Genomic DNA, 23,004 nt, shown 5'->3' on the forward strand with positions numbered 1-23,004 from the left:
AACGCCCCCGGATCGGGGCGGTGGTGCGGTGTCATCAGATCCCTCGGCGCTTCCAGGACTGCCACCAGAGCCATTCGCGTCCCCTGTCGGCGACGGCCGACAGCACGAGCGGCTGGAGGTACGGCATCACACGGGCCCCGATCCGCCGGCGCCGGCGCAGCGCCCCGTACTCCGCGAGCGAGGTGTACCGGGGCAGGCACTCGGCGGCGAAGGCCTCCAGTTCCTCGACCGGGACCACCGCGGTGCGCCCGCGGTCGTAGGCCCGGTAGGCGCGCCGCAGGGCGTACCGGGCGAGCCGGGTGCGGGCCGCGGTCGACAGCCGGCCCGCCTCCGGAAGCAGGCCGCCGCACTTCTCCAGCACCGAGTCGAAGGCGACGAGGCGCTGGCGCAGGTCGTCGAGCTGCCCACCGAAGTCCGTGGTGGACATGTTGTTGCCGTGGACCCGGTAGAAGGCCTGGTCGGCCCCCCGGACGTACCCCACGTCGGCGTGGGCCGCGAGCCGCATCCACATCTCGATGTCCCCGGCGTGCGGAAGCTCCGGGTCGTAGCCCCCGACCTTGCGCTGGAGGCTGGTGCGCACGACCACCTCGGGCGAGGTGATGCATCCGGTGCCCTCCCGGAAGCGCCGCTCCAGCCACCACCGCCCGGGATAGACCACCGAACCGGTGGACCGGGTGCGGGCCGCCGGCAGCGGCCCGCCGTGCTGGAACCGCAGTGGCCTGCCGTAGGCGAAGCCTGCTTCCGGGTGGGCGTCGAGCAGGGCCGCGGCGCGCACCAGGGCGCCGGGGACCAGCCGGTCGTCGGCGGACAGCAGGGCGACGTAGTCCCCGTCCGCCCACTCGAGCAGGCCCTCGTTGTAGGTGGCGATGTGGCCCTGGTTCGTCTCGTGGACCCGGACCTCGATCCGCGGGTCGGCCGCCGCGAGGGCGCGCGCGACGTCCGCGGAGTCGTCGGGGGAGGCGTCGTCGATGATCAGTACCCGTACGTCGACGCCTTCCTGTTCGTCCAGGACGCTCTTGACGCAGTCGGCCAGGAAGTGGCCGTACTTGTAGCAGGGGATCACCACGCTGACGGTGCTCACTGGCCGGACACCTCCGTGGACCCCTCCGCGAGCGGGGCGGGGGCCGTGGTGGTGAAGACCGGGCCGACCCAGTAGTTCACCGATCCGAAGGTGTTGTTCGGGAAGACCGTGCCCGCCCCGTACTTGTAGAGGCCGTTGCCGGTGCCCGCGCCGCCGCCGTCGGCCGGGGCCACCAGCGGATAGGAGCGGTGCGCGGCGCTGAAGTAGCCGCCGTCCACGGAGTACTTGCCGTTCGGTGCGTGGTACGAGGCCACGTACTCGGTGTTCGCGGTGATGGCCACCGGGGTGGCGAAGTGCAGCTGCTGCCAGCCGGAGACGGTCTCGCTGCCGAAGGTTCCGGTGGCCAGGAGCGTGCCGCCCGCGGACCAGAGGCTGCCGGTGTGGGTGCCGGTGTTCCCGGGGCCCTTGTAGAAGGTGATGCCGGTGACGTAGCCGGCGACCGTGGACTGGAAACGGGTGCCCAGTTCCACGGAGTTGGTGTCGTCGTTGACGTTGGCTGTGGTCGGGGTGGCGTTCGGACCCCACAGGGTGCAGGGGCAGTTCACCGCCGGCGGGCTCGTGCTGGTGGTGAAGGTCCAGGTGACCGGCGCGGCCATGGCGTTGCCCCACAGATCGGCCACCTGCACCGACGCCGTGTAGGTGGTGCCCAGTGCCAGTTCGCTGGAGGGGGTGAAGGTGGCGCTGTTGGAGACGTCGAGGACCTTGCTGCCCGGGACGGTGACGCCGCCGGGACCCTTGACGGTGAACACCAGCGTGTCGGCGTCGACCGCCGAGTTGAAGGTGGCCTTCACCGTCGTGGTGATCGACGTGCCGGTCGCCGCGGACTGCGGGGTGGTCGAGGTGACGGTCGGGGGCGTCGTGCTCGCGGTGGCGGTGTCCAGGACCGCGTCCACCCAGTAGTTGCTGCCGGAGGCGGCGGTGGACGGGAACCCGCCCGTGCCGCTGTAGCGGTAGACGCCGTTGCCGCCGTCGGTGCCGCTCTTCAGCGCGGTGAAGGGCGCCAGCCCGGCGTCGGCCGAGGCGAAGGTGGTGTCGAAGGAGTACCCGCCGTTGGGGGCGAAGTAGGAGGCGATGTAGGTGGTGTTGGCCTTGATGGGGATCGGCGAGGAGAAGTTGAGCTGCTGCCAGCCCGATGCCGTCTCGTTGGTGAAGGTGCCCGTGGCCAGGCGCTGGCCGGTGCTGCTCCAGAGGCTGCCCGTGTGGGTGCCGGTGTTGGCCGGGGACTTGTAGAAGCGGACGCCCGTGATCGAACCGGGCACCGAGGAGCGGATCTTCACGCCGAGTTCGACGGCGCTGCCGTCGCCGGCATTGACGGTGCCCGGCACGGCCGCGGCGGGCCATACGGTACAGGGGCACTGCTGAGGTCCCACGGTCAGCGGCACGGTGGTGGTGGCGCCGATGTTGACGCTGTCGTCCACCGCGCGGACCTTGATCTGCGCGGAACCCGGGGTGGTCGGGGTCCACTTGTAGCTCCAGGACGCGACGCCCGTGGTGGCCTTCCAGGTGGTTCCGCCGTCGGTGGAGACCTCCACGCGGGCCACGACTCCGCCGCCGCTGTCGGAGGCGGTGCCCGTGATGGTCACGGGCCGCAGGGCGGGCACGGTGGCGTTCGCCGCGGGGCTGGTCACGGTGATGACCGGGCCGGTGTGGTCCGCGGAGGCGGTGGCCACGACCAGGTTGCTCTGCAGGGACTTGGGCTGGACCCCCATGTCGGCGAAGATGTTCACCGTCGCCTGCTGCATCCGCTTGTCCTCGGTGACCACCGCGTCGTCCGGATTGCCGGTCGGCATGTTGGTCAGGCCCCAGGACCACTGCACGGTGCCGGAGCCGAAGACCAGGGCGCCCGAGGTCTGGTCCCGGAAGGCGACCAGGCTGTGCGTCGCGGTCCCGTTGCCGTACGTGTTCCCGTAGTCGAGGCGGTACTTGCCGTCGTTGATGTCCACCGTGGTGGACGACATCGCGATCTGCCCGGGCGGGCGCGCCGCGTCCTCCACGTCGCTGTCCCATTCGTAGCCGAGCGTGCCGACGGGGAAGGTGGCGGTCTGGGAGGGGGTCAGGTTCGCGACGGTGGTGTTGCGCCACAGCCGCATCTTGGCGTAGGCACCGGGGACGGTGATCGCGTCGCTGCGGTAGCCGTTCACGGTGAACAGCGAGCCCGTGAGCTGGTTCTGCGGCTGGTAGGGACGGCCGTTGGTGGCGCTGGCCGGGTCCATGAAGGTGCCCGTCCAGATCCCGCTCGGGTCGGGGATGCCGTTGGGCTGCGGGAAGGAGAGCTTGGTCTCCTTGTAGCAGACCAGGGTCCGGTTGGCCGTGTTGGCCCCGTCGATGCTGGGGGCCAGGCGGGTCTTCCAGAAGATCTCGTTGCCTGCGAAGTAGGTCTGGTGCTGGCCCGCGCGGCGGGCGTTCAGGGCGTTGGTGAACTGCTCCTGGGTCCAGTACTCGTCGTGCCCCGAGGACATGAACACCTTGTGGTTCTGCAGCTGGGTCGCACCCCTGGTCGACATGTCGATGCCGGACATGTAGCTGACGTCGTACCCGTTGCGCTCCAGCCAGGCGACCATCTGGTACTCGGATCCGTAGATCCCGTTCTCGCCGCCGATGTCCATCGGCCGGTTGTAACTGACCTCGTAGGCCCGGCCGTCGGGGGCGGGGCCGCCGCCGTCGTACAGGTCCTGGCCGCCGTAGTTGTTGTACGCCTGCCAGGTCTGGTCGCTGGTCTGCACGACGATGTCGGAGTGACTGGCGTCGTTGCGGACCACGAACGGGTAGGGCATGACCCCGTTGCCGTCCGCCTGGTCGAAGTTGGCTATGTAGAGGCCGGATACGGCGTCGGAGGGCACCGTCCAGGTCGAGGTGACCGGCCAGTTGCCGCAGTCGACGAGGCCGGTGGAGGCCTTCTTGGTGCAGGCCGCCGGGTTGCCGCCCTGGGGGAAGTTGGCCGGGTACGTCTGGGCCGCCTGGGCCGCGGTCGACATCAGGCGGGCCCCGTCACCCCCGTAATGGCCGAGCCGGTAGACCGACACCTTGTAGGCCGTCGGCGACTGGACCTTGAACTGCAGGGTCTCGCCCGCCTGCACGCTCGTCTGGGCCGGGAAGCCCTTGATGTCGCCGTAGGCGCTGGGTGCGAACCAGTCGGACATCGGCGTGCCCGCCTTCGAGTTCTCGCACACGATCGCGTTGGAGCCGGGGCCGCACGGGTCCGCCGCGACCGCCACCGATGGCGGCAGCGCCGCCGCCATCAGGGCTGCCACCACGGTGAAGAGCCCGTACCGCAGCAGCCTTGTCCGTCTGTTCATCCGAACCTCATTTGGGAGTGCCTGGGGTGATGCGACGCCTGGCGTCAGCGCAGCGCTGCTGAGAGCGCGTCCACGACCCGCTGCTGTTGGGCGGCGGTGATCTGGGGGAAGAGCGGCAGGGAGAGCATCCGGTCGGCGGCCAGCTCGGCGTGCGGGAAGGCCCCGCGGCCGTGGCCGAGGTGGGCGAAGGCCGGGGTGAGGTGGACCGGGGCCGGATAGTGCACGCCGGCGCCGATGCCCTCCGCGTTGAGCTTGCCGACGACCGCGTCGCGGTCCGCGCCGCTGACCCGGATGACGTACAGGTGCCATACGTGGACGTTGCCCGGCGCCGTGACCGGCAGGGTGAGGCGTCCCGTGGCCGCCAGGTCTGCCAGCAGCCCGTCGTAGCGGGCGGCGGCGGCCCGGCGGGCCTCGTTCCCCTCGGCGAGCCGGGCCAGCTTGGCCCGCAGCACGACGGCCTGCAGACCGTCGAGCCTGCTGTTGAAACCGGCCACGTCGTGCCGGTACTTGGCGACGCCGCCGTGGTTGGCCAGCGCCCGGACCAGGTCGGCGGCCTCCTCGTCGTCGGTCACCACCGCGCCGGCGTCCCCGTAGGCGCCGAGGTTCTTGCCCGGGTAGAAGCTGGTCGCGGCGATCCCCCCGCTGCCGGGGGTGCGGCCCTCCCGGGAGGCCCCCTGGCTCTGCGCGGCGTCCTCGACGAGCTTGGCGTACGAGGGCAGGGCCGCGGCCAGCGCGGAGGTGTCGGCGCACTGCCCGTACAGGTGGACCGGGACCACCGCGCGGGTGGCCTTGGTGACCGCGTCGAGCGCGGCCTGCGGGTCGAGGAGCAGGGTGTCGGGGAGGCAGTCGGCGAGAACCGGCTTGGCGCCGATCCGGGCGACCGCGCCGGCGGTGGCGATGAACGTGTTGGCGGGGAGCACGACCTCGTCGCCGACGCCCACCCCGCTCGCCCGCAGGGCCAGTTCCAGGGCGTCGGTGCCGTTGGCCACGCCGACGCAGTGTCCGACCCCGGCGAACGCCGCGTACTCGCGCTCGAAGGCCCGTACCTCCTCGCCGCCGATGAAGGCGGTGTCGGCGAGCACGCGGTCGAATCCCGCACGTAAGGCGTCCGCGACCTCGGCGTGCGCGGCCTTCAGGTCGACGAGCGGTATCTGGTTCATGCGGCTGTGCTCCCCATCCGTGTCTCCGGCCTCCGGCCGGTCTGCGACTCATCGGCCCGGAGCTCTTCGAGCGCCGGGCCCCCCGCCTCGCGCAGCCGGCGGGCGGGGCTTCCGGCCCACACCTCGCCGGCCGGCACGTCGGCCAGGACCGTGCTTCCCATCCCGGTCAGCGACCAGGCGCCGACCTTCGTGTACTCCCTGACCAGTGCGCCGGCGCCCACGTAGGCGCCGCGCCCCAGCCGTACCCCGCCGCCGAGGCGGACCCCGGAGGCCAGGGTCGCGAAGTCCCCGACCTCGTCGTCGTGGGTGAGGACCACGTGCGGCATGACCGCCACGTGGGCCCCCACCCGTACCGCCGCGGTCAGCACGCAGTGCGCGAGCAGGACCGTGCCCGGCCCGAGGACCGAGGAGCCGGAGAGCGCCGCGGTGGGGTGGACCACGACGGCGTACCGGATCTCGGGCAGCGCGAGCCGCCGCACCAGGCGGGCCCGTACCCCGTAGTCGCGGGGGCTGCCGACGCAGACCACCACGCGGGCGTCCGGGCGTTCGTGCACCAGGGCGCTGCCGCCCAGGACGGGGACGCCGTCGACGTCCCGGCCGTGCAGGGCCGGGTCGTCGTCCAGGTGCCCGTCGAGCCGCCAGCGCGGGGCCCGGCCGGCCGCCAGGTCGGCGGCGGCCGCGTCCCGTACGGCCTGGGCGGTTTCCCGGGCGAAGCCGCCCGCGCCGACGATCAGCAGGCTTTCCGTCGCCGCGGCCCCGGCGACGGGACCGTGCGGCCCGCTCATCCGCCGCCGGCCTGTGCGCGCAGCGCCGCCACCACCCGGTCCTGCTGCTCCTCGGTCATGGTGTGGAACAGCGGCAGGATCAGGGAGTCGCGGGTGATCCGCTCGGTCACCGGCAGCGCCGCCGCACCGTGACCGGCGTACGCCGGCTCCAGGTGGGAGGCCATGATCCCGCGGCGGGCCGAGATTCCGGCCTCGGCCAGCGCCGCGAGCAGCTCGTCGCGGCCGACGGGGAAGTCCTCGGCCAGGAGCACCCAGTAGGACTGGAAGTTCCCCTCGCCGTGGGAGGGGTCCCGGATCGGGGTCAGGCCCGGGACACCGGCGAGGAGCTGCGCGTACCGGGCGGCGAGGAACCGCCTGCGGGCCACGATCTCGTCCAGCTTGCCCAGTTGCACCAGGCCGACAGCGGCCTGGATGTCGGTCATCCGGTAGTTGTAGCCGACCTCGAGGTAGCTCTCGGCGATCGGCTTGCTGCTCGCGTGCCGCTGCGCCGCCGACACGTTCATGCCGTGCTCGCGCAGCCTGCGCAGCCGCTCGGCCCACGCGGCGTCGTCCGTGGTCACCATGCCCCCCTCGCCGGTGGTGATCACCTTGCGGGGGTGGAAGGACCAGGCGGCCAGCAGGGCCCCCTGGCCGACCGGCTTGCCGCCGACGGTGGCGCCGATGCCGCAGGCGGCGTCCTCCACCAGGGCGAGGCCCCGGTCGGCGCAGGCGGCGCGCAGGGCGTGCACGTCGGCCGGGACCCCGCCCTGGTGGACCGCGATCACGGCCTTGGTGCGCGGGGTGCGGACGGCGTCCACGGTGGCCGGGGTCAGGTTCCCCGTGGCTTCCTCGACGTCCGCGAACACCGGCTGCGCGCCGACGTAGCGGACCGCGTTGGCCGTGGCGATGAAGGAGAGCGAGGGGACGACGACCTCGTCGCCCGGACCGAGGTCCAGGGCGATGAGCGAGAGGTGCAGGGCCGTGGTGCACGAGCTCACCGCGATGCCGTGCTCCGCGCCCACCCGCTCGGCGAAGGCCCGTTCGAACTCCGCGACCCTCGGTCCCTGGGCCACCCAGCCGGACAGGACCGCGTCGGCGGCGGCCCGCGCCTCGTCCTCACCGAGCCACGGGATCATGACGGGGATGCGGGCGGGGGCGGCGGCGCCGGTGTCCTGGCTGCTCATCGGCCGGCCTCCGCAGATGCGGCGCCCTCGGCCGCCGCGGCCTCCGCGCGCTCGGCCCGCCACCAGTCGACCAGGTCGCGCAGCCCGCTGCGCAGGTCGATCTCGGCCGTGAAGCCGAGGCGCTCGGCGGCCTGCGAGGTGTCCGCGAGCCGGCGGGTCACCCCGTTCACGGCGCGGGCCGGTCCGTGCTCCGGCGTGAGGCCCTCGGCCCCCATGGCCTCCAGGAGGCCGTTGGCCAGCTCCAGCAGACTGGTCTCGGAGCCGCTCGCGACGTTGAACACCTCGTCGGTCAGGTCCGATTCGGCGGCCAGCAGGTTGGCCCTGGCGATGTCCCGGACGTCGACGAAGTCCATGGTCTGGGTTCCGTCGCCGAGGATCAGGGGCGGTTCGCCCGCGGCGATCCGCTCCATCCAGCGGATCAGCACCTCGGTGTACAGACCGTGGATGTCCATCCGGGGGCCGTACACGTTGAAGTAGCGCAGTGCGACGTAGTCCAGCCCGTACATGGCGTGGAAACTGCGCAGCACGCCTTCGTTGAAGGCCTTCGCGGCCCCGTAGAAGGTGTCGTTGTTGTACGCGTGGTGGCGCTCGGTGGTCGGGAAGGACTCGGCCATCCCGTAGACCGAGGCCGAGGACGAGGCGATGACCTTGCCCACGCCGGCGGCCGCGGCGGCCTCCAGCACGTTGAAGGTCCCGTCGACCATCACCTCGTTCGCCAGCCGCGGCTCCTCGGCGCACTGGGTGATCCGGATCGCCGCCAGGTGGAAGACCAGGTCGGCGCCTTCGGTCGCCTTGCGCACGGCGGCTACGTCCCGGATGTCGCCCTCGACCAGGTCCACGACCCCGCTCGGCAGGGCGCGGGCCAGGTTCGCGGTGCGTCCCCGTACGAAGTTGTCGAGCACGACGATCTCGCGCGCCCCGTTGTCCACCAGCAGGTCCACCAGGTGCGAGCCGATCGTGCCCGCTCCGCCGGTGACCAGAATCCTCTTGCCTCGTACGCTGCTCAACGCCCTGCCCCTACTGAGTCGGTCATGGTCTTTCCTGCTGTGCCCGGAGCGCCGTACGCGGCTGCGCTCCGGGCGGCGTCGTCAACGCTCAACGTCCGGTGCGCAGTCCGACGACGGCGCCCTTGAACTCCAGGCTGCGGGAGGCAGCTTCGAGGATGTCGAGGACCTGGAGTCCCGCCCGGCCGTCGGTGAGCGGGGGCCGCCCCGTCCTGATCGCCGCGGCGAACTCCTCGACCATGCTGCGCAGGGCCTCCTTCTCGCCGAGTGCGGGGGCCACCATGTCGCCGGTCCGGTAGGAGACGAGCATGTCGCGGCGCTCGTCCGCGCCGATCTCCTGCGGGGCCGTGAGGTCGACGCCCCGGTCGAAGACCGCGACCCGCTGCGTGGGGTTGAGGTCGTCCCACACCAGGGTGCGCTTGGAGCCGCCGACCATCGTGGTGCGGACCTTCACCGGGGACAGCCAGTTGACGTGGACGTGCGCGATGGCGCCGGTGTTGAGCTGGAGCGTCAGATAGGCCACGCAGGACTGGCCGGCGCCTATCGGGTCGGCCCCGTGCGCGGCGACGGCGACCGGGTGGACGTTCTCCGGGAGGATGAAGTCGAGCACCGAGAGGTCGTGCGGGGCCAGGTCCCACAGGACGTCGATGTCCTTCTGGACCAGCCCGAGGTTGATCCTGACCGAGTCCACGAACTGGATGTCGCCGAGTTCGCCGGAGCGGACCATGTCCCGGATGCGGGCCACCGCCGGGGTGTAGCAGTAGGTGTGGTCGCACATCAGGGTCAGGCCGCGTTCCTCCGCCTCGTTCACCAGCCGCAGGCCGTCCTCGTAGGTGGCCGCGAGCGGCTTCTCCACGAGGACGTGCTTGCCGGCGCGCAGGGCGGCCAGGGCGACGTCGAGGTGGGTGCCGGCCGGTGTGGCCACGGCGACGGCCTCGACCGCGGGGTCGGCCAGGACCGCCGCGTAGTCCGCGGTCGCCTGGACCGTGGAGTAGCCGCCGAGCACCTGCCGGGCCCGGTCGACGTTCAGATCACAGAGCCAGCGGAGCCTGAACTCCGGACTGGACTGGAAGTTGCGGACGAGATTGGGGCCCCAGTAGCCCGCTCCGACGACGGCGACCCCTAACGGTTCGGTCCGTCCCGCACCCGCACGTGCGCCCGTGGCGTCCCGCCCGGCGTCCTTCGCGGTGTCCTTCACAGCGTTCCCTTTCCTTCCGCGCACGCCCGCAGGCGTGTCGACGACCCATGGCCGGGACGCGTGCGAAGGAAGGGGGTGCCGTCGAGGGCACGCCGGGCGCCTGTGCGACCCGTGCGCGGCCCGTCCGACGGTGATGGCCCCCACGACCGATGCCGTACGTGTTCCACGTACTTCCGCCCCCCGGCCGTCCGGCACCCCTAGCGCCGGCCGACCACGGACAGGCGGCCTGTTCCCCCAAGCCGCCGAACCCGTAACCTGCCCCAACTACCCTGCGCCGACTGGACTGCAGCGTGGATCACGGCATTGCCGAAGCACGCCGAATCCGGTCGGCTGCGTTCAATCTAGACCACTGGGCGTACCCCCGGGGAGAGTTGGAGGAAACGGTCGGTACGGGCGTTCGACCATGCATACTTCCGGGGTGACCAGCATCGTGATCCCGGCCCACAACGAGGGCCGGGTCATCGGCCGGCTCCTCGACGCGCTCCTCACCGAGGCCCCGGCCCCGGGACCCGACATCGTCGTGGTGTGCAACGGCTGTACGGACGACACCGCCGCGGTGGCCGCCGCGCGAGGCCCCCGCGTACGGGTGGTCGAGATCCCGACTCCGTCCAAACATCAGGCACTTCGGGTGGGCGACGAGCACGCGCGCGGCTTCCCCCGCCTCTACGTGGACGCCGACGTGGTGGTCGGCGCGGCCGACGTACGGGCCCTGACCGATGCACTCGCCACCGGCCCGGGCCTGCTCGCCGCGGCCCCCGGCCGGGACATTCCGCTTACCGGCTGCGCGTGGCCGGTCCGGGCGTACTACCGGGTCTGGCAGTTGCTGCCCGCGGTCCGCGAGGGGCTGTTCGGGCGCGGGGTCATCGCGGTGACCGAACCGGGGCACGCCCGGCTCGCCGCCCTGCCGCCCCTGATGGCCGACGACCTGGCCGCGTCCCTGGCCTTCGCGCCGGGTGAGCGGCGGGTCGTGGAGGCGGCCAGGGTCGTGGTGCTCCCGCCGCGCACCTGGGGGGATCTGATCAAACGCCGGGTACGGGCGGCGACTTCCTCCGCCGAGCTGGAGCGGTTCCAGGCCGCCCGGGCCTCCGGGCAGGCGGCGCCCCAGCCGTCCGCACGCACCGGTACGGGCGACCTGCGGGCGATGCTCCGGGCCCAGCCGCGGCTGCTCCCCGGGGTGGCGGTGTTCGTCGTGGCGGCCCTCGCGGCCCGCCGGGGAGCCCGCAAGGCCATCCGGAGCGGGGACTTCTCCACCTGGCTGCGCGACGAGAGCAGCCGGCAGGGCTGAGCGGCCGGCCGGGTCGAGCAGCCCGGAGGACTGAGCGGCCAGGGGGCCGAGCGGCCGAATCCCGTCGTAACCAGCCCAGTTGGCCCGTACAACCATTAGGGTGCCATTCGCACGTACGACTGGCTCACCGTTCAGACGCCCGACCGGGAGTTCGAAAAGCATGTACCTCGCGGACCGCTCCGCGCCCGAGGACGCGAAGGCCACCGCCGACGGATCCCCCGTCCGCGGACCCGCGGTCGCCTCGGCCGTCCTCGCACTGGGCTCGGTCAGCCTGATCACCGACGTCTCCTCCGAGATGGTCACCGCCGTCCTGCCGCTCTACCTCGTCGCCGGACTCGGCCTGAGTCCGCTCGGCTTCGGCGCCCTCGACGGCCTGTACAACGGGGTCAGTGCGCTGGTGCAGCTGACCGGCGGCCACCTCGCCGACCGGATCCGCAACCACAAGCTGATCGCCGGCATCGGCTACGGACTCTCCGCGGCGTGCAAACCACTGCTGCTGCTCGCCCACAGCCTCGGCCCAGTGGCACTGATCCTCGCGCTGGAACGGACCGGCAAGGGGCTGCGCACCGCCCCGCGCGACGCACTCATCTCCCTCTCCACGCCGCCCGAGTTGCAGGGTCGGGCCTTCGGCGTGCACCGCGCCATGGACACCACCGGGGCCCTGCTCGGGCCGCTCGCCGCGTTCTTCATCCTGAGCGTGACGGTCGACGGGTACGACGCCGTCTTCGGGGTCAGCGCCTGCGTGGCCGCCCTGGGCGTCGTGGTGCTCATGCTGTTCGTCCCGTCCGGGGCGCAGCCGCGGCCCGAACGCCCGAAAGCCGCCGCTCCCCCGGTCCCGGCTCCGCGGAAGCCCTCCGCCCCCGGGGCCGCCTCCCCGAAGCCGGACGCGGTGAACCTGCGCGACGCGCTGGGCCTGCTGCGGCTGCCCCGGCTGCGCGCGCTGGCGGGCTGCGCCGCCCTGCTCGGTTTCACCACCGTCAGCGACGCCTTCCTGTACCTGCTGCTCCAGGACCGCACCGGGATCGGCGAGCGGTGGTTCCCCCTGCTCCCCCTGGGCACCGCGGCCGTGTTCCTGCTGCTGGCCGTCCCGGCGGGCGCCCTCGCCGACCGCATCGGACGCCGCACCGTGTTCCTCATCGGACACGCCCTCCTGCTGGCCGGTTACGGGCTGCTCCTGTGGGCCCCCGGCCTGCCCGCGCTCCCCTACCTCGTCCTCGCCCTGCACGGCATGTTCTACGCCGCCACCGACGGGGTGCTGCCCGCGGCCGTCGCCGCGACCGTCCCCGCGAAGCTGCGGGCCACCGGCATCGCGCTCGTGGGCACCGGCCAGGCCCTGTCCCGCTTCGGCTGCTCGCTGGCCTTCGGCGCCGCGTGGACGGTCCTGGGCTCGGGCCCGGCGCTCGCCGCCGCCGCGGCCGGCCTGTGCTGCTGCGCGGCCGTCGCCGGTTTCGTACTCCGCCCCACGGCCCCGGACGGCGCCACCGCCCGGGCCCCGCACCCCCGACGCCCCCGAGGAACCCGATGACCCGCTCCCGCCGGCTGCTCGTACTCGCCCTGGCCGTGCTGCTCCTCGGAGGCGTGGCCGGCGTGCTGGTGGTGCGCGCCGCCGCCCGCTCCGAGCAGACCCGGGCGGGCGACCCGACGGCAGCCCCGGGCAAGGTCACGCTCGACCGGCGCGGCGGCCTGGCCTTCCTCAACGGAGCGCAGGGCCCGCACCGCGGAGCCCTCGTCTCCGTACCGGACCGCTCACCGCAGGAAGCACGGACCGCCTCGGGACTCAGCTGCCTGCGGTTCCACGCCGCGGCCGGCACCGGCGTGTGCCTGAGTTCCTCCCCGGGCGCCCTCGCCCAGGACAACCGGGCGCTGATCGTCGACTCCGAACTGCGCACGCAGCGCGAGTTCCCGCTCGCGGGCACCCCCTCGCGGGCCCGGGTCTCCCCGAGCGGCCGCTTCGCCGCCTGGACGGTCTTCGTCTCCGGTGAGTCCTACGGCTCCGCGTTCTTCTCCACCCGGACCTCGATCGTGGACACCCGTACGGGGGCGCTCGAACCGGACCTGGAGAAGTTCGCCATCGAGCGGGACGGCCGCCCCTACAGCGCGAGCGACATCAACTTCTGGGGCGTCACCTTCTCCAAGGACGACGACACCTTCTACGCCACCCTCAACACGGACAACCAGACGTACCTGGTGAAGGGTTCGATCGCGCGGCGCAGCGTCACCACCCTCGCCTCGAACGTCGAGTGCCCGTCCCTGTCCCCCGACGAGACCCGTGTCGCGTACAAGAAGCGGGTGCAGCGCGGTGCGTCCCTGTGGCGCGAACACGTGCTGGACCTGCGGACGTTGCGGGAGCAGCCGCTGGCGGAGAAGCGCAGCGTGGACGATCAGGCGCTCTGGCTCGACGACCGGACCCTGGCCTACGCCCTGCCCGCCGAGGGCTCCGTGGACACCACGGACCTCTGGACGGTCCCGGCGGACGGCACCGGGACCCCCCGCGTCCTGGCCCCGGCAGCCTCTTCGCCCACCCGGCTGGGCTGACGGGCTCCCCGCCCCGTGCTCCATCCCGCCGGTCCCGGAGGCGTACCCCGGGGGCCAGCAGAATCGTTGGGGCGGGCATGGGCACTCCACACGCCGTCTCCCCGTCCCCGGCCCGGCACCGGGCACCCGACCGCGTCCCCGCCGCGTTGGCACGGGGCATTCCCCGGCAGCAGTCGGGCAGTCCCGCCCCCTCGGGCGGAGCGGTCGTCTTCGAGCAGCTCGCCCGCGAGTGGGAAGCGCGCGGGGCCACCGTTCCGGGCCGTCCCGACCCGCTGTGGGAGCGGCTGATCACCTACGCGCACTTCCAGCGCGAAACGGACGCCACGCTGCGCAGCCTGCGCCTGGACGGAGCCGAACCGCCGCCGGCCCCCGCAGCGGCGGGCCCGCGCTGGACCCGGGCGTGAGTCGGGCCCGATCCGGGCGCGAGTCGGCCTGACCCGGGCCGAGGCGGCGTGGCACACAAAGGCCCAGGGCCCCGGTCGGCTGTGGCCGGCTGGGGCCCTGGGCTCCGTACGCGTTGTTCCTGCGGCCCTGCTACACGCCCGACGGGGCGCCGAGCATGGCCGACGCCTTCTGGAGCGGCGTCATGGCCGGGGCGGGCGCCGGGACCGTTTCGAGCGGGCGGCAGGTGAAGCCCAGTGCCGTCAGGGCCCTGATCACCTCGGCGGCGGTGAAGTCGCGGCGGTCCTGGCGGGTGACCACGGCGCCCACCTGCTTCACGGGGTAGGACCGACGGCCTATGACCACGGAGTCACCGGTGATCGGTTCGGGCTTGACGCCCTTCATCGATTCGAGGACGCCGGCCTTGGTCAGGTCGAACGGAAAGCGGGCGATGACGAAGCGCATGCTGCCTCACAGGTAGAAGAGAACCGTCCGTGCCCGGTCCGGCAGGATCCGGGCGGGGCCGCCTAGGCCGTCTAAGCCGCCGTGGTGGCCGGGGACTGGCGCTGCGGCCCCCGGGCGGTGGCGGAGGTCCTGCTGCGCCGGTCCTGTGCGGGCCGGCTGCGACGGCCGCGGGAAGCGCCGCCGGCGCCGCCCCTGGGCCGCTCGGTGACGGGGGCCGTGATGACGACCGGGACGCCGGACGGTGCCTGGGCGCCGGTGATCCGGCTCAGTTCGGCCTCGCCGGAGCGGACCTGGGCGGTCTGCGGGGTGATGCCCGCGGCCTGCATGAGACGGACCATGTCGCGGCGCTGGTTGGGCAGGACCAGGGTGACGACGCTGCCGGACTCGCCGGCGCGGGCGGTGCGGCCGCCGCGGTGCAGGTAGTCCTTGGGGTCGGTCGGCGGGTCCACGTTGACGACGAGGTCGAGGTTGTCGACGTGGATGCCGCGGGCCGCGACGTTCGTCGCCACGAGCACGCTGACGTGCCCGGACTTGAACTGCGTGAGCGTACGGGTGCGCTGGGGCTGCGACTTTCCGCCGTGCAGCGCAGCGGCGCGCACCCCGTTGCTCAGCAGGTGCTCGGTGAGCCTGTCCACGCCGTGCTTGGTGTCCAGGAACATGATCACGCGGCCCTCGCGGGCGGCGATCTCGGTCGTGGCGGCCTGCTTGTCGAAGTTCTGGACGTGCAGGACGTGGTGTTCCATCGTGGTGACGGCGCCCTGCGAGGGGTCGACCGAGTGCACGACGGGGTCGGTCAGGTAGCGGCGGACCAGCAGGTCGACGTTGCGGTCGAGGGTGGCGGAGAACAGCATCCGCTGGCCCTCGGGGCGCACCTGGTCGAGGAGCGCGGTGACCTGGGGCATGAAGCCCATGTCCGCCATCTGGTCGGCCTCGTCCAGGACGGTGATCCCGACCTGGTTCAGCCGGCAGTCGCCCCGCTGGATGAGGTCCTTCAGACGGCCCGGAGTGGCGACGACCACTTCGGCACCGCCGCGCAGCGCGCCGGCCTGCCGGTGGATCGGCATGCCGCCGACGACGGTGGCGATCCTCAGCTTCACCGCACGGGCGTAGGGCGTGAGGGCCGCCGTGACCTGCTGGGCGAGTTCACGGGTGGGTACGAGGACCAGCGCGAGCGGCTGGCCCGGCTCGGCCTGCTGGCCAGCGGTACGGGCCAGCAGTGCGAGGCCGAAGGCCAGGGTCTTTCCGGAGCCGGTGCGGCCGCGCCCCAGGACGTCCCGGCCCGCGAGGCCGTTGGGCAGCGTGGCGGCCTGGATCGGGAACGGGGTGGTCATGCCCTCACGGGTGAGCGTGGCGAGCAGCTGCGACGGCATCTCCAGATCGGCGAACGCCTCGACGGCGGGCAGCGCGGGGACCACGGTGACCGGCAGGGCGAACTCGCCCTGCGGTGCGGCGGGACGGCGCCCGTAGCCGCCGCCACCCGAGCGCTTGGGAGCACCGGAGCGGCTGGGGGCGGAGGAGCCGAAGCGGCTGCCGGAACGGCTGCCGGAGCCGGAGGAGCCGCCGTAGGAGCCGTAGGAGCTGTTGGATCCACCCGTACGGGAGGACGAAGAGCGGTCATTCATGCGGGTCGTGCGGTTCATGCAGAACCTTCCTCGATACGGCGCACATCGAGGAGTTCTCGGCAGCGGAAATCTGGCCGCACGAGGATTCGCAAGAATGAGCCGGAGCATAAAAGATATGGACGGCATCGAATCGAACTTCGCTCGATCGACCGGCCATGAAAGGATTATCACCCTATGTGTCGGCGAGAATATGTGCCACATACGAGTGGGGAGCCGAGGAGTGCATCCATCGGCCGAACGGTGGGGCGCTGGGTCGGGTTTCCCCGCCGCGCCGCGCACGCGGGCCCGGACGGCCCGCAGATCCAAAAACGCAACGAGCTGGGGCCCGCACCCAAGGTGCGGGCCCCAGCTACGCGGTTACGCGTGAACGTCAGGCGGTGACGATGTTCTCGGCGGTCGGGCCCTTCTGGCCCTGCGCGATGTCAAAGCTGACCTTCTGGCCTTCCTGAAGCTCACGGAAGCCCTGCGAGGCGATGTTCGAGTAGTGGGCGAACACGTCAGGACCGCCACCCTCCTGCTCGATGAAACCAAAGCCCTTTTCCGCGTTAAACCACTTCACGGTGCCATTTGCCATGTTTTTTTACTCCTTCGGGGCACAGCCCGGAGGTCCGCACTGTGCGAACCTCAAGTCGCCGATGATTGCCCAGCCCGGAAAACGCCGGAAATACAAGAACACTCGCCCTGCTCCTGCGAAGGAGTGGGCAGAGGTGCTCGAAATTTTTGGGAACCACAACTGCAACTAAAACCACAGTAGCACGCCGGGGTCGGATGGGCGGGAAAATAAAATCCGCCCCGTGCGCCGCTTCAGAAATTCTCACCTGGCCGGTGTGTATTTTCCGACCCGGTGGACCCGGATTTTCGGCCGTGGTCCGAGGCGGGCCCGGGATCCCGTACAGTGATGTTCACAACGACGCGGGGTGGAGCAGCTCGGTAGCTCGCTGGGCTCATAACCCAGAGGTCGCAGGTTCAAATCCTGTCCCCGCTACGAAAGGCTTCGGCCCCCTTGACGCCCAGGCGTCAAGGGGGCCGAAGCCGTTTCCGGGCCGGTTCGCCCTGGCGCGACCGGTTCCCGCGGCCGTCAGGCGGCGGCGCCACCATCGATCACCAGGTCGGTGCCGACCACGGAGGCGGCGTCCGGCGATGCCAGGTAGAGCACGGCCGCCGCGACCTCGGCGGTGGAGGACACCCGGCCCAGCGGCGATTCGTCCTGCATGCGGGCGGCACGGTCCGCTTCGTTCTCCCCCGGCCGGAGCGACATCGTGGTGGCGGTCGCTCCGGGGCTGACCGCGTTGATGCGGACCCCGTCGGCGATGTGGTCCAGGGCGGCGGCCCGGGTCAGGGCGGAGACGGCCGCCTTGGTGGTGAGGTAGCCGGCGACTCCGGGGATGCGGGCGTGTGCGCCGAGGTTCGAGGAGACGTTGACGATCGCTCCGCCGGCGGGCTGGTCGCGCATGGCGGCTACCTCGGCCTGGAGGCTGAGCAGGACGCCGGTGACGTTGATGTCCAGCATGCTGCGCCAGTCCTCCTCCGGAAGGTCCGCGACGGGCCCGACGCCCCGCAGGACGCCCGCGTTGTTGACCGCGACGTCGAGGCCGCCGAAGTGCTCCACGGTGCGGCGCACCATGGCCCGTACGTCCTCGGCGCGGGTCACGTCCGCGGTCACCGCGAGGGCCCGGCCCCCCTCCTTCTCGATCAGCTCGACCGTCGCGTCGAGCGGCGCCGCCGTACGGCCGGCCACGGTCACCGCGGCCCCCTCGGCGGCGAAGGCGAGGGCGATGGCCCGGCCGATGCCCGAGCCGGCACCGGTGACGAGGACGCTCTTGCCTGTGAAACGTGCGGACATGATGGTGATTCCCCTACTCGGTTGGCTGTCGGTTGCTTGATGTGTCTGTCGGTTACTTGATGCGGGTGTTGAGGAAGGCCGCTGCGGCGAAGGCGACCGCGGTGGCGGCGAGGGAGACCGTGTCGGAGCCCAGGGAGAGCACGGCGGCGAAGACGACCGTCGGGCCGAGCTCCATCGCGGTGTTCATGACCCCGCCGGCGAGTCCCGCCCGGTGGGGCGCCACCCCGTCGGTGGCGAGGACCGCGGCTCCGGCGAAGGCGGCCGCCGCTCCGGCGGGCAGCAGGAGCAGGCCGGGGAGGAGGCCGTAGGCGTACGGGATCTGCGCGGCCAGGCCGGTGAGTGCGAGGAGCGCCAGCCCGGCCGCGGCGACCACGAGGCCCGCGGTGGTGACGCGGGGCGCCCCGTACCGGCCCACGAGGGGACCCGCCACCCGGCCCGCCACCAGGAGCGCCACCGCGAAGGGGAGGAACGCGGCCGAGGTCCGCAGCGCCGACCAGCCGAGTTCCTGCTGGAGGTGGAGCGAGAGGAGGACGAAGGTCAGCGCGGTACCGGCGGCGGTGAGGCCGATGGCGGCGAGGGCGAGGCCCCGGCGCCGGTCACGGAGGAATCCGAGCGGGAGCAGGGGGTCACGGACCCGGCGCTCGACGAGCGGGAAGGCCAGCAGGAGCGCGGCCGCGGCCACCAGGGCGACCAGGACGCTCGTCGATCCCCAGGACCGGACGTCGGTGAGGACGAAGCCGTAGCTGGCGAGGCTGATCCCGGCGGTGGCCAGCAGGGCGCCCGGCAGGTCCAGGGACCGGCCCTCACCCTCCGCAGTGGCGGGCAGCAGCCGGGGAGCGAGGAGCAGGGCGGCGGCGGCCACGGCGACCGGGACGGCGAAGGACAGCCGCCAGCTGCTCAGGGCCGAGATGACCCCGGAGAGCAGGTTCCCGGCGGTCGCGCCGAGCACCGACAGTCCGCCCCAGGTGGCCATCGCCCGCCCGAACGCGGCGGGTTCGGGGAAGACCGCCCGCAGTACGGCCATGGCGGCCGGTGCGGTGAGCGCGGCGCCCACCCCCTGGGCGAAGCGGGCGGTGAGCAGGGTCCCGGCCCCCTGGGCGAACGGTGCCGCGAGGGAGGCCACGGCGAAGAGGAGCAGGCCGGCGGTGAGCACCCGGCGCCCGCCGAACCGGTCGGTGAGGCGGCCCCCGAAGAGCAGCAGGCCGGCGAAGCTCAGTCCGTAGGCGGCGCTGAGGAGCAGCAAGTCATCGCGGCCCAGGGTGAATTCGCGGCCGATCGCGGGCAGCGGCACGATGAGCGAGGTGAGCGCGAAGATCAGCGTCATCTGCACGGTGCCGAGCAGCGCGAAGGCCGGGCCGGGCGCCGGGCGGGCCGCCCTGGATCCGGACGCGGTGAGCGTCTGCGTGGTGCGTGTGGTCTGCGTGACGGCCATTACTCCCCCTCATGATATGAACTGGATCGTACATTCCAGAATGAAGCCTTAAAAGAACCTCCCCGAAGGGAGGCGTCAAACAGTCGTGCGGCCGGTCAGTCGAGCAGGGCCAGGGCCTGCTCCGCGGCGGCCAGCACCCGGGCCGGGTCCTGCGAGGCCTTGCCCACGACGCGCATGCCCTGCATGAGCACCAGCAGCATGCTGGCGAGCGTGCGCGGATCGCGGCCCGCCGGCAGCTCGCCCTGGGCCTGGGCCCGGGTCAGCGCCGAGTGCAGCAGCGTCTCGATGTGGCTCCAGCTCGCTTCCACCTTGCGGGCCGCATCCGGGTCGTGCGCACCGAGCTCCGCGGCCGTGTTGGTCACGAAGCAGCCGTTCTGCCGCAGGTCACCGGTGCTCGACTCGGCGGCGAAGCGACGCACCACCGTGCGTACGGCCGGCAGCGCGGGCCCCGGCTGGGACAGCTCGCGCAGCAGGCTGGGGTCGCGGTACTCGCCGTAGCGGTCCAGCGCCTTCAGGTAGAGCTCGCGCTTGTTCCCGAAGGTGGCGTACATGCTGGCTCGCCCGATGCCGAGCTCCTCGACGAGGTCCGCCATCGACGTCGCCTCGTAGCCGCGCCGCCAGAACAGCTCCAGAGCCGACTGCAGCGCGGCGTCCGGATCGAATTCCTTGGTCCTGGCCACATCCCGTACTCTACGGATACTGGAACGGTCAGTCAAGTAATCCGTGCGGTTCGCTCAGATGACCCGGGGCTCCCCCGCCGGGTGGGCGCTCAGCTCGACCACCTCGACGCACCGCCGGAGCTTGGCCTGGGCGCGCGGCGAGTCCGCTGCGGGCACCACGATCTCGCACACGGCGAGCCCGCCGCCCTCGGCGGCCCTGAAGGACAGCGCCCTGACGGAAAGGTTGTTGAGGAGCGCGGAGATGCGGTTGAGGGCGTGGCCGCCGTCCCGGACGGTGACGGTCAGCGCGTGGCAGGCGGTGTCGCCGGTGCGCACGGCGTCGTCGACGGCGGGGAGAACATCGCTGCGGGTCATGAGAGGTGGGCTCCTGTCCTGGGGCGGAGGTGCGTGGTCCCGGAAAACAAGAAGACCCCTCGCGGATGCGAGAGGTCTGCGTGCGGGCGGTGGGCTGCTGGGGTGGTCTCAGTTCAGCTCCGGGCCGGCACGCCGGCGCTAATAATCTTCTGCTGGCGCATGCCCAGGAGTCTGGCACGCCGGCGCCGACATGTGACACCGCATCTCAGAATGCGGATGGCTCGTGCCGCGGCCGTCCGCGGGAGGCGCCCTCCGACACGGCACCCTCCGACATCGCGCCCGCCCAATGGCGCACCCGGGTCGCGACCCGCCGTGGGGGGTGGTGGCCTGGGTGGGTGACCGTACGGCCGACCGGGGCCCGTACGGCCAGGGCGAGGAGACACATCGTGGCCAAGGCCTATCTGGTGGGTGCCGGCATCGCTTCCCTGTCGGCAGCGGCGCTGCTGATCAGGGAGGGCGGGTTCGCGGGCTCGGACATCACGATCCTGGAGGCGCAGGGCCGCACCGGCGGGAGTCTGGACGCCGCGGGAGACCCCGAGAACGGCTACACCATGCGCGGCGGCCGGATGTTCGAGCTGCACTTCGAGTGCACCTACGACCTGCTGCGCTCCATCCCCTCACTGGACGCGCCGGGCACCTCGGTCACCGAGGACACCTTCGCCTTCCACGAGGACTTCGCCTGGAACGACAAGGCCCGCCTGGTCGACTCCGCCGGCCTGCGGGTCGACACCCGTTCCATGGGGTTCTCCGAGCGCGACCGCCTGGACCTGGTCGCGTGCGTGGCCTCCCCCGAGTCCCGGCTCGACGGCAAGCGCATCTCCGACTGCTTCACCCCCGCGTTCTTCACCACCAACTTCTGGTACATGTGGTGCACGACCTTCGCCTTCGAGCCCTGGCACTCGGCGATCGAGTTCCGGCGCTACCTCAACCGGTTCGTGCACCTCTTCAAGACCTTCGACACCATGTCGGGCATCTACCGCACCCGCTTCAACCAGTACGACTCGATCGTGCGCCCGCTCCAGAGCTGGCTGCGGAGCAACGGCGTCGTGTTCACGATGAACACCACCGTGACCGACGTGGAGCTGGCCGACGGCGAGGGCACCACCGTCACCGCCCTCGCCTGTACGCGGGAGGGCGCGGACCTGCGGATCCCCGTCGCCGCCGAGGACCTGGTGTTCGTCACCAACGGATCGATGACCGCGAACTCGACCCTGGGGTCCACGGACACCCCCGCCGTACTGGACACCTCCGCGCCGGACGCTTCGTGGCGCCTGTGGCAGACCCTGGCGGCCAAGCGCCCCCACCTGGGCGACCCTTCGGTGTTCGACTCCTCCGTCTCGGACTCCACCTGGGGCTCCTTCACCGTCACCACCCAGGACCCCACCTTCTTCAAGGCCATGGAGGAGTTCTCCGGCAGCGAGGCCGGCAAGGGCGGTCTGATCACCTTCAAGGACTCCGGCTGGCTGCTGACCATCGTCCTCAACCACCAGCCGCACTTCCACGAGCAGCCCGAGGGCACCTACGTCTGGTGGGGGTACGCGCTGTTCCCGGACAAGGCCGGCGACCACGTGGGCAAGACGATGGCCGAGTGCACGGGCCGCGAGATCCTCACCGAGGTGCTCGGACACCTGCGCCTGGAGCAGAGCGAGCAGATCCTGGAGTCCTCGGTCGTCGTTCCGGCCCTGATGCCGTACATCACCAGCCAGTTCCTGGTGCGCAAGGCCGGCGACCGGCCCGAGGTCGTCCCGGAGGGCTCCACCAACCTGGCCTTCATCGGCCAGTACGCCGAGGTCCCCGACGACGTGGTGTTCACCGTCGAGTACTCGGTGCGCACCGCGTGGACCGCCGTGGCCCGGCTGCTGCACCTGGACCGGCAGCCGCCGCCCGTCTACAAGGGCGGCCACGATCCCAAGGTGCTCCTCGAAGCCCTGCACACGATGCACCGCCGCTGAGCCGCGGTCGGGTACCGTACGCCCCTCGACGACAGAGAGGTGCGGCCATCGTGACCCGAATCCCGGACGTGGGCGATGTGATGGGCGATTTCTCGCTCCCCGGCGGCCGGCTCAGCGAGGACGTGTTCGTCCGCGGGCAGTACGCCCTCGGCGAGCAGCGCGGGAACCCGGTCGTTCTCGCCTTCTACCCCGGCGACAACACCCCCGTCTGCACGACGCAGTTGTGCTCCTACTCCGACGGGCTGGAGGCGCTCTCCGCGTGCGGTGCCCAAGTGTGGGGCATCAGCCCGCAGGGCGTCGACAGCCACGAGGCCTTCGCCCGGGCCCGCGGCCTGCGGATGCCGTTGCTGGCCGACACCGACCGCGAGGTGGCCCGCGCCTTCGGCATCTCGGCTCCGGTGATCGGACTGCGCCGGGCCGTCTTCGTCATCGCACCGGACGGCACCCTGCACTGGAAGCACGTCGGGACCCTGGGCATGAGGTTCCCTTCCGCGGACACCATCGCGGAGCAGCTCGTCGGTGTGGCCACCGGCTGACGCGCCGGGTCCCCGGCCGGCCGAGAGCAAGCCGATCGGCCGAACGTGCCGAACACCGGTGGAGAAGGTACTGGGCGGCCTCGGCCCAGGGGTTGGCCGAGGCCGCAGAGGCGCTACGGGATCCGAAAGCCGGACGGGAACACCTGGCGTCACGTGAGGAGGAGAAACGTCACGTCGGGTGTCGGTTCTAGGACGGTGTGGGGACACCTTCCTTGGCATCTTGACGGATGAC

Annotated in this window: 20 protein-coding genes and 1 tRNA gene; 7 read left to right on the forward strand and 14 right to left on the reverse strand. The window is 72.0% G+C overall.

Annotated elements, in window-relative coordinates; genetic code table 11:
* Positions 1-34: 34 nt before the first annotated feature.
* The 7 genes from ACE1OC_RS01720 to ACE1OC_RS01750 all read right to left on the reverse strand — a co-directional run bounded on the left by ACE1OC_RS01720 (position 35) and on the right by ACE1OC_RS01750 (position 9,687).
* Entirely contained in the window at positions 35-1,081 is a 1,047-nt protein-coding gene (locus ACE1OC_RS01720) for a glycosyltransferase (RefSeq protein ID WP_407835442.1), read from the reverse strand.
* Positions 1,078-4,377 carry a DUF4082 domain-containing protein gene (locus ACE1OC_RS01725; protein ID WP_407835443.1) on the reverse strand — a complete coding sequence of 1,100 codons (3,300 nt, stop codon included), beginning with the start codon at positions 4,375-4,377 and terminating at the stop codon, positions 1,078-1,080. The genes ACE1OC_RS01720 and ACE1OC_RS01725 overlap by 4 nt, the downstream gene beginning before the upstream one ends.
* Positions 4,378-4,421: 44 nt before the next feature.
* Positions 4,422-5,537, reverse strand: coding sequence for a DegT/DnrJ/EryC1/StrS family aminotransferase (locus ACE1OC_RS01730; RefSeq protein WP_407835444.1), 1,116 nt, complete (start codon positions 5,535-5,537; stop codon positions 4,422-4,424).
* Positions 5,534-6,322, reverse strand: a complete 789-nt coding sequence (locus ACE1OC_RS01735; protein WP_407835445.1) for a NeuD/PglB/VioB family sugar acetyltransferase — start codon at positions 6,320-6,322, stop codon at positions 5,534-5,536. Before ACE1OC_RS01735 ends, ACE1OC_RS01730 begins: the two co-directional genes overlap by 4 nt.
* Positions 6,319-7,485 carry a DegT/DnrJ/EryC1/StrS family aminotransferase gene (locus ACE1OC_RS01740; RefSeq protein WP_407835446.1) on the reverse strand — a complete coding sequence of 389 codons (1,167 nt, stop codon included), beginning with the start codon at positions 7,483-7,485 and terminating at the stop codon, positions 6,319-6,321. Before ACE1OC_RS01740 ends, ACE1OC_RS01735 begins: the two co-directional genes overlap by 4 nt.
* A complete protein-coding gene (locus ACE1OC_RS01745) occupies positions 7,482-8,492 on the reverse strand; it encodes an NAD-dependent epimerase/dehydratase family protein (protein WP_407835447.1) in 1,011 nt (336 codons plus the stop codon). Before ACE1OC_RS01745 ends, ACE1OC_RS01740 begins: the two co-directional genes overlap by 4 nt.
* An 88-nt stretch (positions 8,493-8,580) precedes the next feature.
* On the reverse strand, positions 8,581-9,687 hold the full coding sequence (locus tag ACE1OC_RS01750) for a Gfo/Idh/MocA family protein (RefSeq protein ID WP_407835448.1): 1,107 nt from the start codon (positions 9,685-9,687) through the stop codon (positions 8,581-8,583).
* 418 nt (positions 9,688-10,105) lie between these two features.
* On the opposite strand from ACE1OC_RS01750, the gene ACE1OC_RS01755 reads away from it, so the two are divergent.
* From ACE1OC_RS01755 to ACE1OC_RS01770, 4 genes are all read left to right on the forward strand, one after another.
* Positions 10,106-10,972: a glycosyltransferase gene (locus ACE1OC_RS01755; protein ID WP_407835449.1), complete on the forward strand. Its 867-nt coding sequence runs from the start codon at positions 10,106-10,108 to the stop codon at positions 10,970-10,972.
* A 160-nt stretch (positions 10,973-11,132) separates the two neighbouring features.
* Positions 11,133-12,497: an MFS transporter gene (locus ACE1OC_RS01760; RefSeq protein WP_407835450.1), complete on the forward strand. Its 1,365-nt coding sequence runs from the start codon at positions 11,133-11,135 to the stop codon at positions 12,495-12,497.
* Positions 12,494-13,507: a TolB-like translocation protein gene (locus ACE1OC_RS01765; RefSeq protein ID WP_407835451.1), complete on the forward strand. Its 1,014-nt coding sequence runs from the start codon at positions 12,494-12,496 to the stop codon at positions 13,505-13,507. The genes ACE1OC_RS01760 and ACE1OC_RS01765 overlap by 4 nt, the downstream gene beginning before the upstream one ends.
* A gap of 77 nt (positions 13,508-13,584) precedes the next feature.
* On the forward strand, positions 13,585-13,911 hold the full coding sequence (locus ACE1OC_RS01770) for a hypothetical protein (RefSeq protein ID WP_274551217.1): 327 nt from the start codon (positions 13,585-13,587) through the stop codon (positions 13,909-13,911).
* A 130-nt stretch (positions 13,912-14,041) separates the two neighbouring features.
* On the opposite strand, the gene ACE1OC_RS01775 is transcribed toward ACE1OC_RS01770, so the two are convergent.
* The 3 genes from ACE1OC_RS01775 to ACE1OC_RS01785 form a co-directional block, all read right to left on the reverse strand.
* On the reverse strand, positions 14,042-14,353 hold the full coding sequence (locus tag ACE1OC_RS01775; protein ID WP_407835452.1) for an SCO5918 family protein: 312 nt from the start codon (positions 14,351-14,353) through the stop codon (positions 14,042-14,044).
* Positions 14,354-14,424: 71 nt separating this feature from the next.
* On the reverse strand, positions 14,425-15,993 hold the full coding sequence (locus ACE1OC_RS01780; RefSeq protein ID WP_407835453.1) for a DEAD/DEAH box helicase: 1,569 nt from the start codon (positions 15,991-15,993) through the stop codon (positions 14,425-14,427).
* Between the two features lie 352 nt (positions 15,994-16,345).
* Positions 16,346-16,549, reverse strand: a complete 204-nt coding sequence (locus ACE1OC_RS01785; RefSeq protein ID WP_053678014.1) for a cold-shock protein — start codon at positions 16,547-16,549, stop codon at positions 16,346-16,348.
* Between the two features lie 337 nt (positions 16,550-16,886).
* Between ACE1OC_RS01785 and ACE1OC_RS01790 the strand changes: the two genes are divergently transcribed.
* A tRNA-Met gene (locus tag ACE1OC_RS01790) sits at positions 16,887-16,960 on the forward strand.
* 93 nt (positions 16,961-17,053) lie between these two features.
* Here the strand turns inward: ACE1OC_RS01790 and ACE1OC_RS01795 are convergent.
* The 4 genes from ACE1OC_RS01795 to ACE1OC_RS01810 all read right to left on the reverse strand — a co-directional run bounded on the left by ACE1OC_RS01795 (position 17,054) and on the right by ACE1OC_RS01810 (position 20,284).
* A complete protein-coding gene (locus tag ACE1OC_RS01795) occupies positions 17,054-17,818 on the reverse strand; it encodes an SDR family NAD(P)-dependent oxidoreductase (protein ID WP_407835454.1) in 765 nt (254 codons plus the stop codon).
* A gap of 52 nt (positions 17,819-17,870) precedes the next feature.
* Positions 17,871-19,250, reverse strand: a complete 1,380-nt coding sequence (locus tag ACE1OC_RS01800; RefSeq protein ID WP_407835455.1) for an MFS transporter — start codon at positions 19,248-19,250, stop codon at positions 17,871-17,873.
* Between the two features lie 95 nt (positions 19,251-19,345).
* Positions 19,346-19,930, reverse strand: a complete 585-nt coding sequence (locus ACE1OC_RS01805) for a TetR/AcrR family transcriptional regulator (RefSeq protein ID WP_407835456.1) — start codon at positions 19,928-19,930, stop codon at positions 19,346-19,348.
* A gap of 54 nt (positions 19,931-19,984) precedes the next feature.
* Positions 19,985-20,284: a hypothetical protein gene (locus ACE1OC_RS01810; RefSeq protein WP_407835457.1), complete on the reverse strand. Its 300-nt coding sequence runs from the start codon at positions 20,282-20,284 to the stop codon at positions 19,985-19,987.
* Positions 20,285-20,667: 383 nt separating this feature from the next.
* Here ACE1OC_RS01810 and ACE1OC_RS01815 point away from each other — a divergent pair, with 383 nt between their 5' ends.
* Both ACE1OC_RS01815 and ACE1OC_RS01820 read left to right on the forward strand, forming a co-directional pair.
* The gene (locus ACE1OC_RS01815; protein WP_407841455.1) at positions 20,668-22,236 is read left to right on the forward strand and encodes an oleate hydratase; all 1,569 of its coding nucleotides are present in this window, start codon (positions 20,668-20,670) and stop codon (positions 22,234-22,236) included.
* Between the two features lie 80 nt (positions 22,237-22,316).
* Positions 22,317-22,772, forward strand: coding sequence for a peroxiredoxin (locus ACE1OC_RS01820; protein ID WP_407841456.1), 456 nt, complete (start codon positions 22,317-22,319; stop codon positions 22,770-22,772).
* Positions 22,773-23,004: the final 232 nt, after the last annotated feature.

This window comes from Streptomyces stoeckheimensis, assembly GCF_045822005.1.
Classification (GTDB): Bacteria; Actinomycetota; Actinomycetes; order Streptomycetales; family Streptomycetaceae; genus Streptomyces; species Streptomyces stoeckheimensis.

Coding starts and splice junctions, on each gene's coding strand:
- ACE1OC_RS01725 (WP_407835443.1), bottom strand. CDS start 4,377: ATGAACAGACGGACAAGGCTGCTGCGGTACGGGCTCTTCACCGTGGTG.
- ACE1OC_RS01730 (WP_407835444.1), bottom strand. CDS start 5,537: ATGAACCAGATACCGCTCGTCGACCTGAAGGCCGCGCACGCCGAGGTC.
- ACE1OC_RS01735 (WP_407835445.1), bottom strand. CDS start 6,322: ATGAGCGGGCCGCACGGTCCCGTCGCCGGGGCCGCGGCGACGGAAAGC.
- ACE1OC_RS01740 (WP_407835446.1), bottom strand. CDS start 7,485: ATGAGCAGCCAGGACACCGGCGCCGCCGCCCCCGCCCGCATCCCCGTC.
- ACE1OC_RS01760 (WP_407835450.1), top strand. CDS start 11,133: ATGTACCTCGCGGACCGCTCCGCGCCCGAGGACGCGAAGGCCACCGCC.
- ACE1OC_RS01765 (WP_407835451.1), top strand. CDS start 12,494: ATGACCCGCTCCCGCCGGCTGCTCGTACTCGCCCTGGCCGTGCTGCTC.
- ACE1OC_RS01770 (WP_274551217.1), top strand. CDS start 13,585: ATGGGCACTCCACACGCCGTCTCCCCGTCCCCGGCCCGGCACCGGGCA.
- ACE1OC_RS01775 (WP_407835452.1), bottom strand. CDS start 14,353: ATGCGCTTCGTCATCGCCCGCTTTCCGTTCGACCTGACCAAGGCCGGC.
- ACE1OC_RS01780 (WP_407835453.1), bottom strand. CDS start 15,993: ATGAACCGCACGACCCGCATGAATGACCGCTCTTCGTCCTCCCGTACG.
- ACE1OC_RS01785 (WP_053678014.1), bottom strand. CDS start 16,549: ATGGCAAATGGCACCGTGAAGTGGTTTAACGCGGAAAAGGGCTTTGGT.
- ACE1OC_RS01795 (WP_407835454.1), bottom strand. CDS start 17,818: ATGTCCGCACGTTTCACAGGCAAGAGCGTCCTCGTCACCGGTGCCGGC.
- ACE1OC_RS01800 (WP_407835455.1), bottom strand. CDS start 19,250: ATGGCCGTCACGCAGACCACACGCACCACGCAGACGCTCACCGCGTCC.
- ACE1OC_RS01810 (WP_407835457.1), bottom strand. CDS start 20,284: ATGACCCGCAGCGATGTTCTCCCCGCCGTCGACGACGCCGTGCGCACC.
- ACE1OC_RS01820 (WP_407841456.1), top strand. CDS start 22,317: ATGGGCGATTTCTCGCTCCCCGGCGGCCGGCTCAGCGAGGACGTGTTC.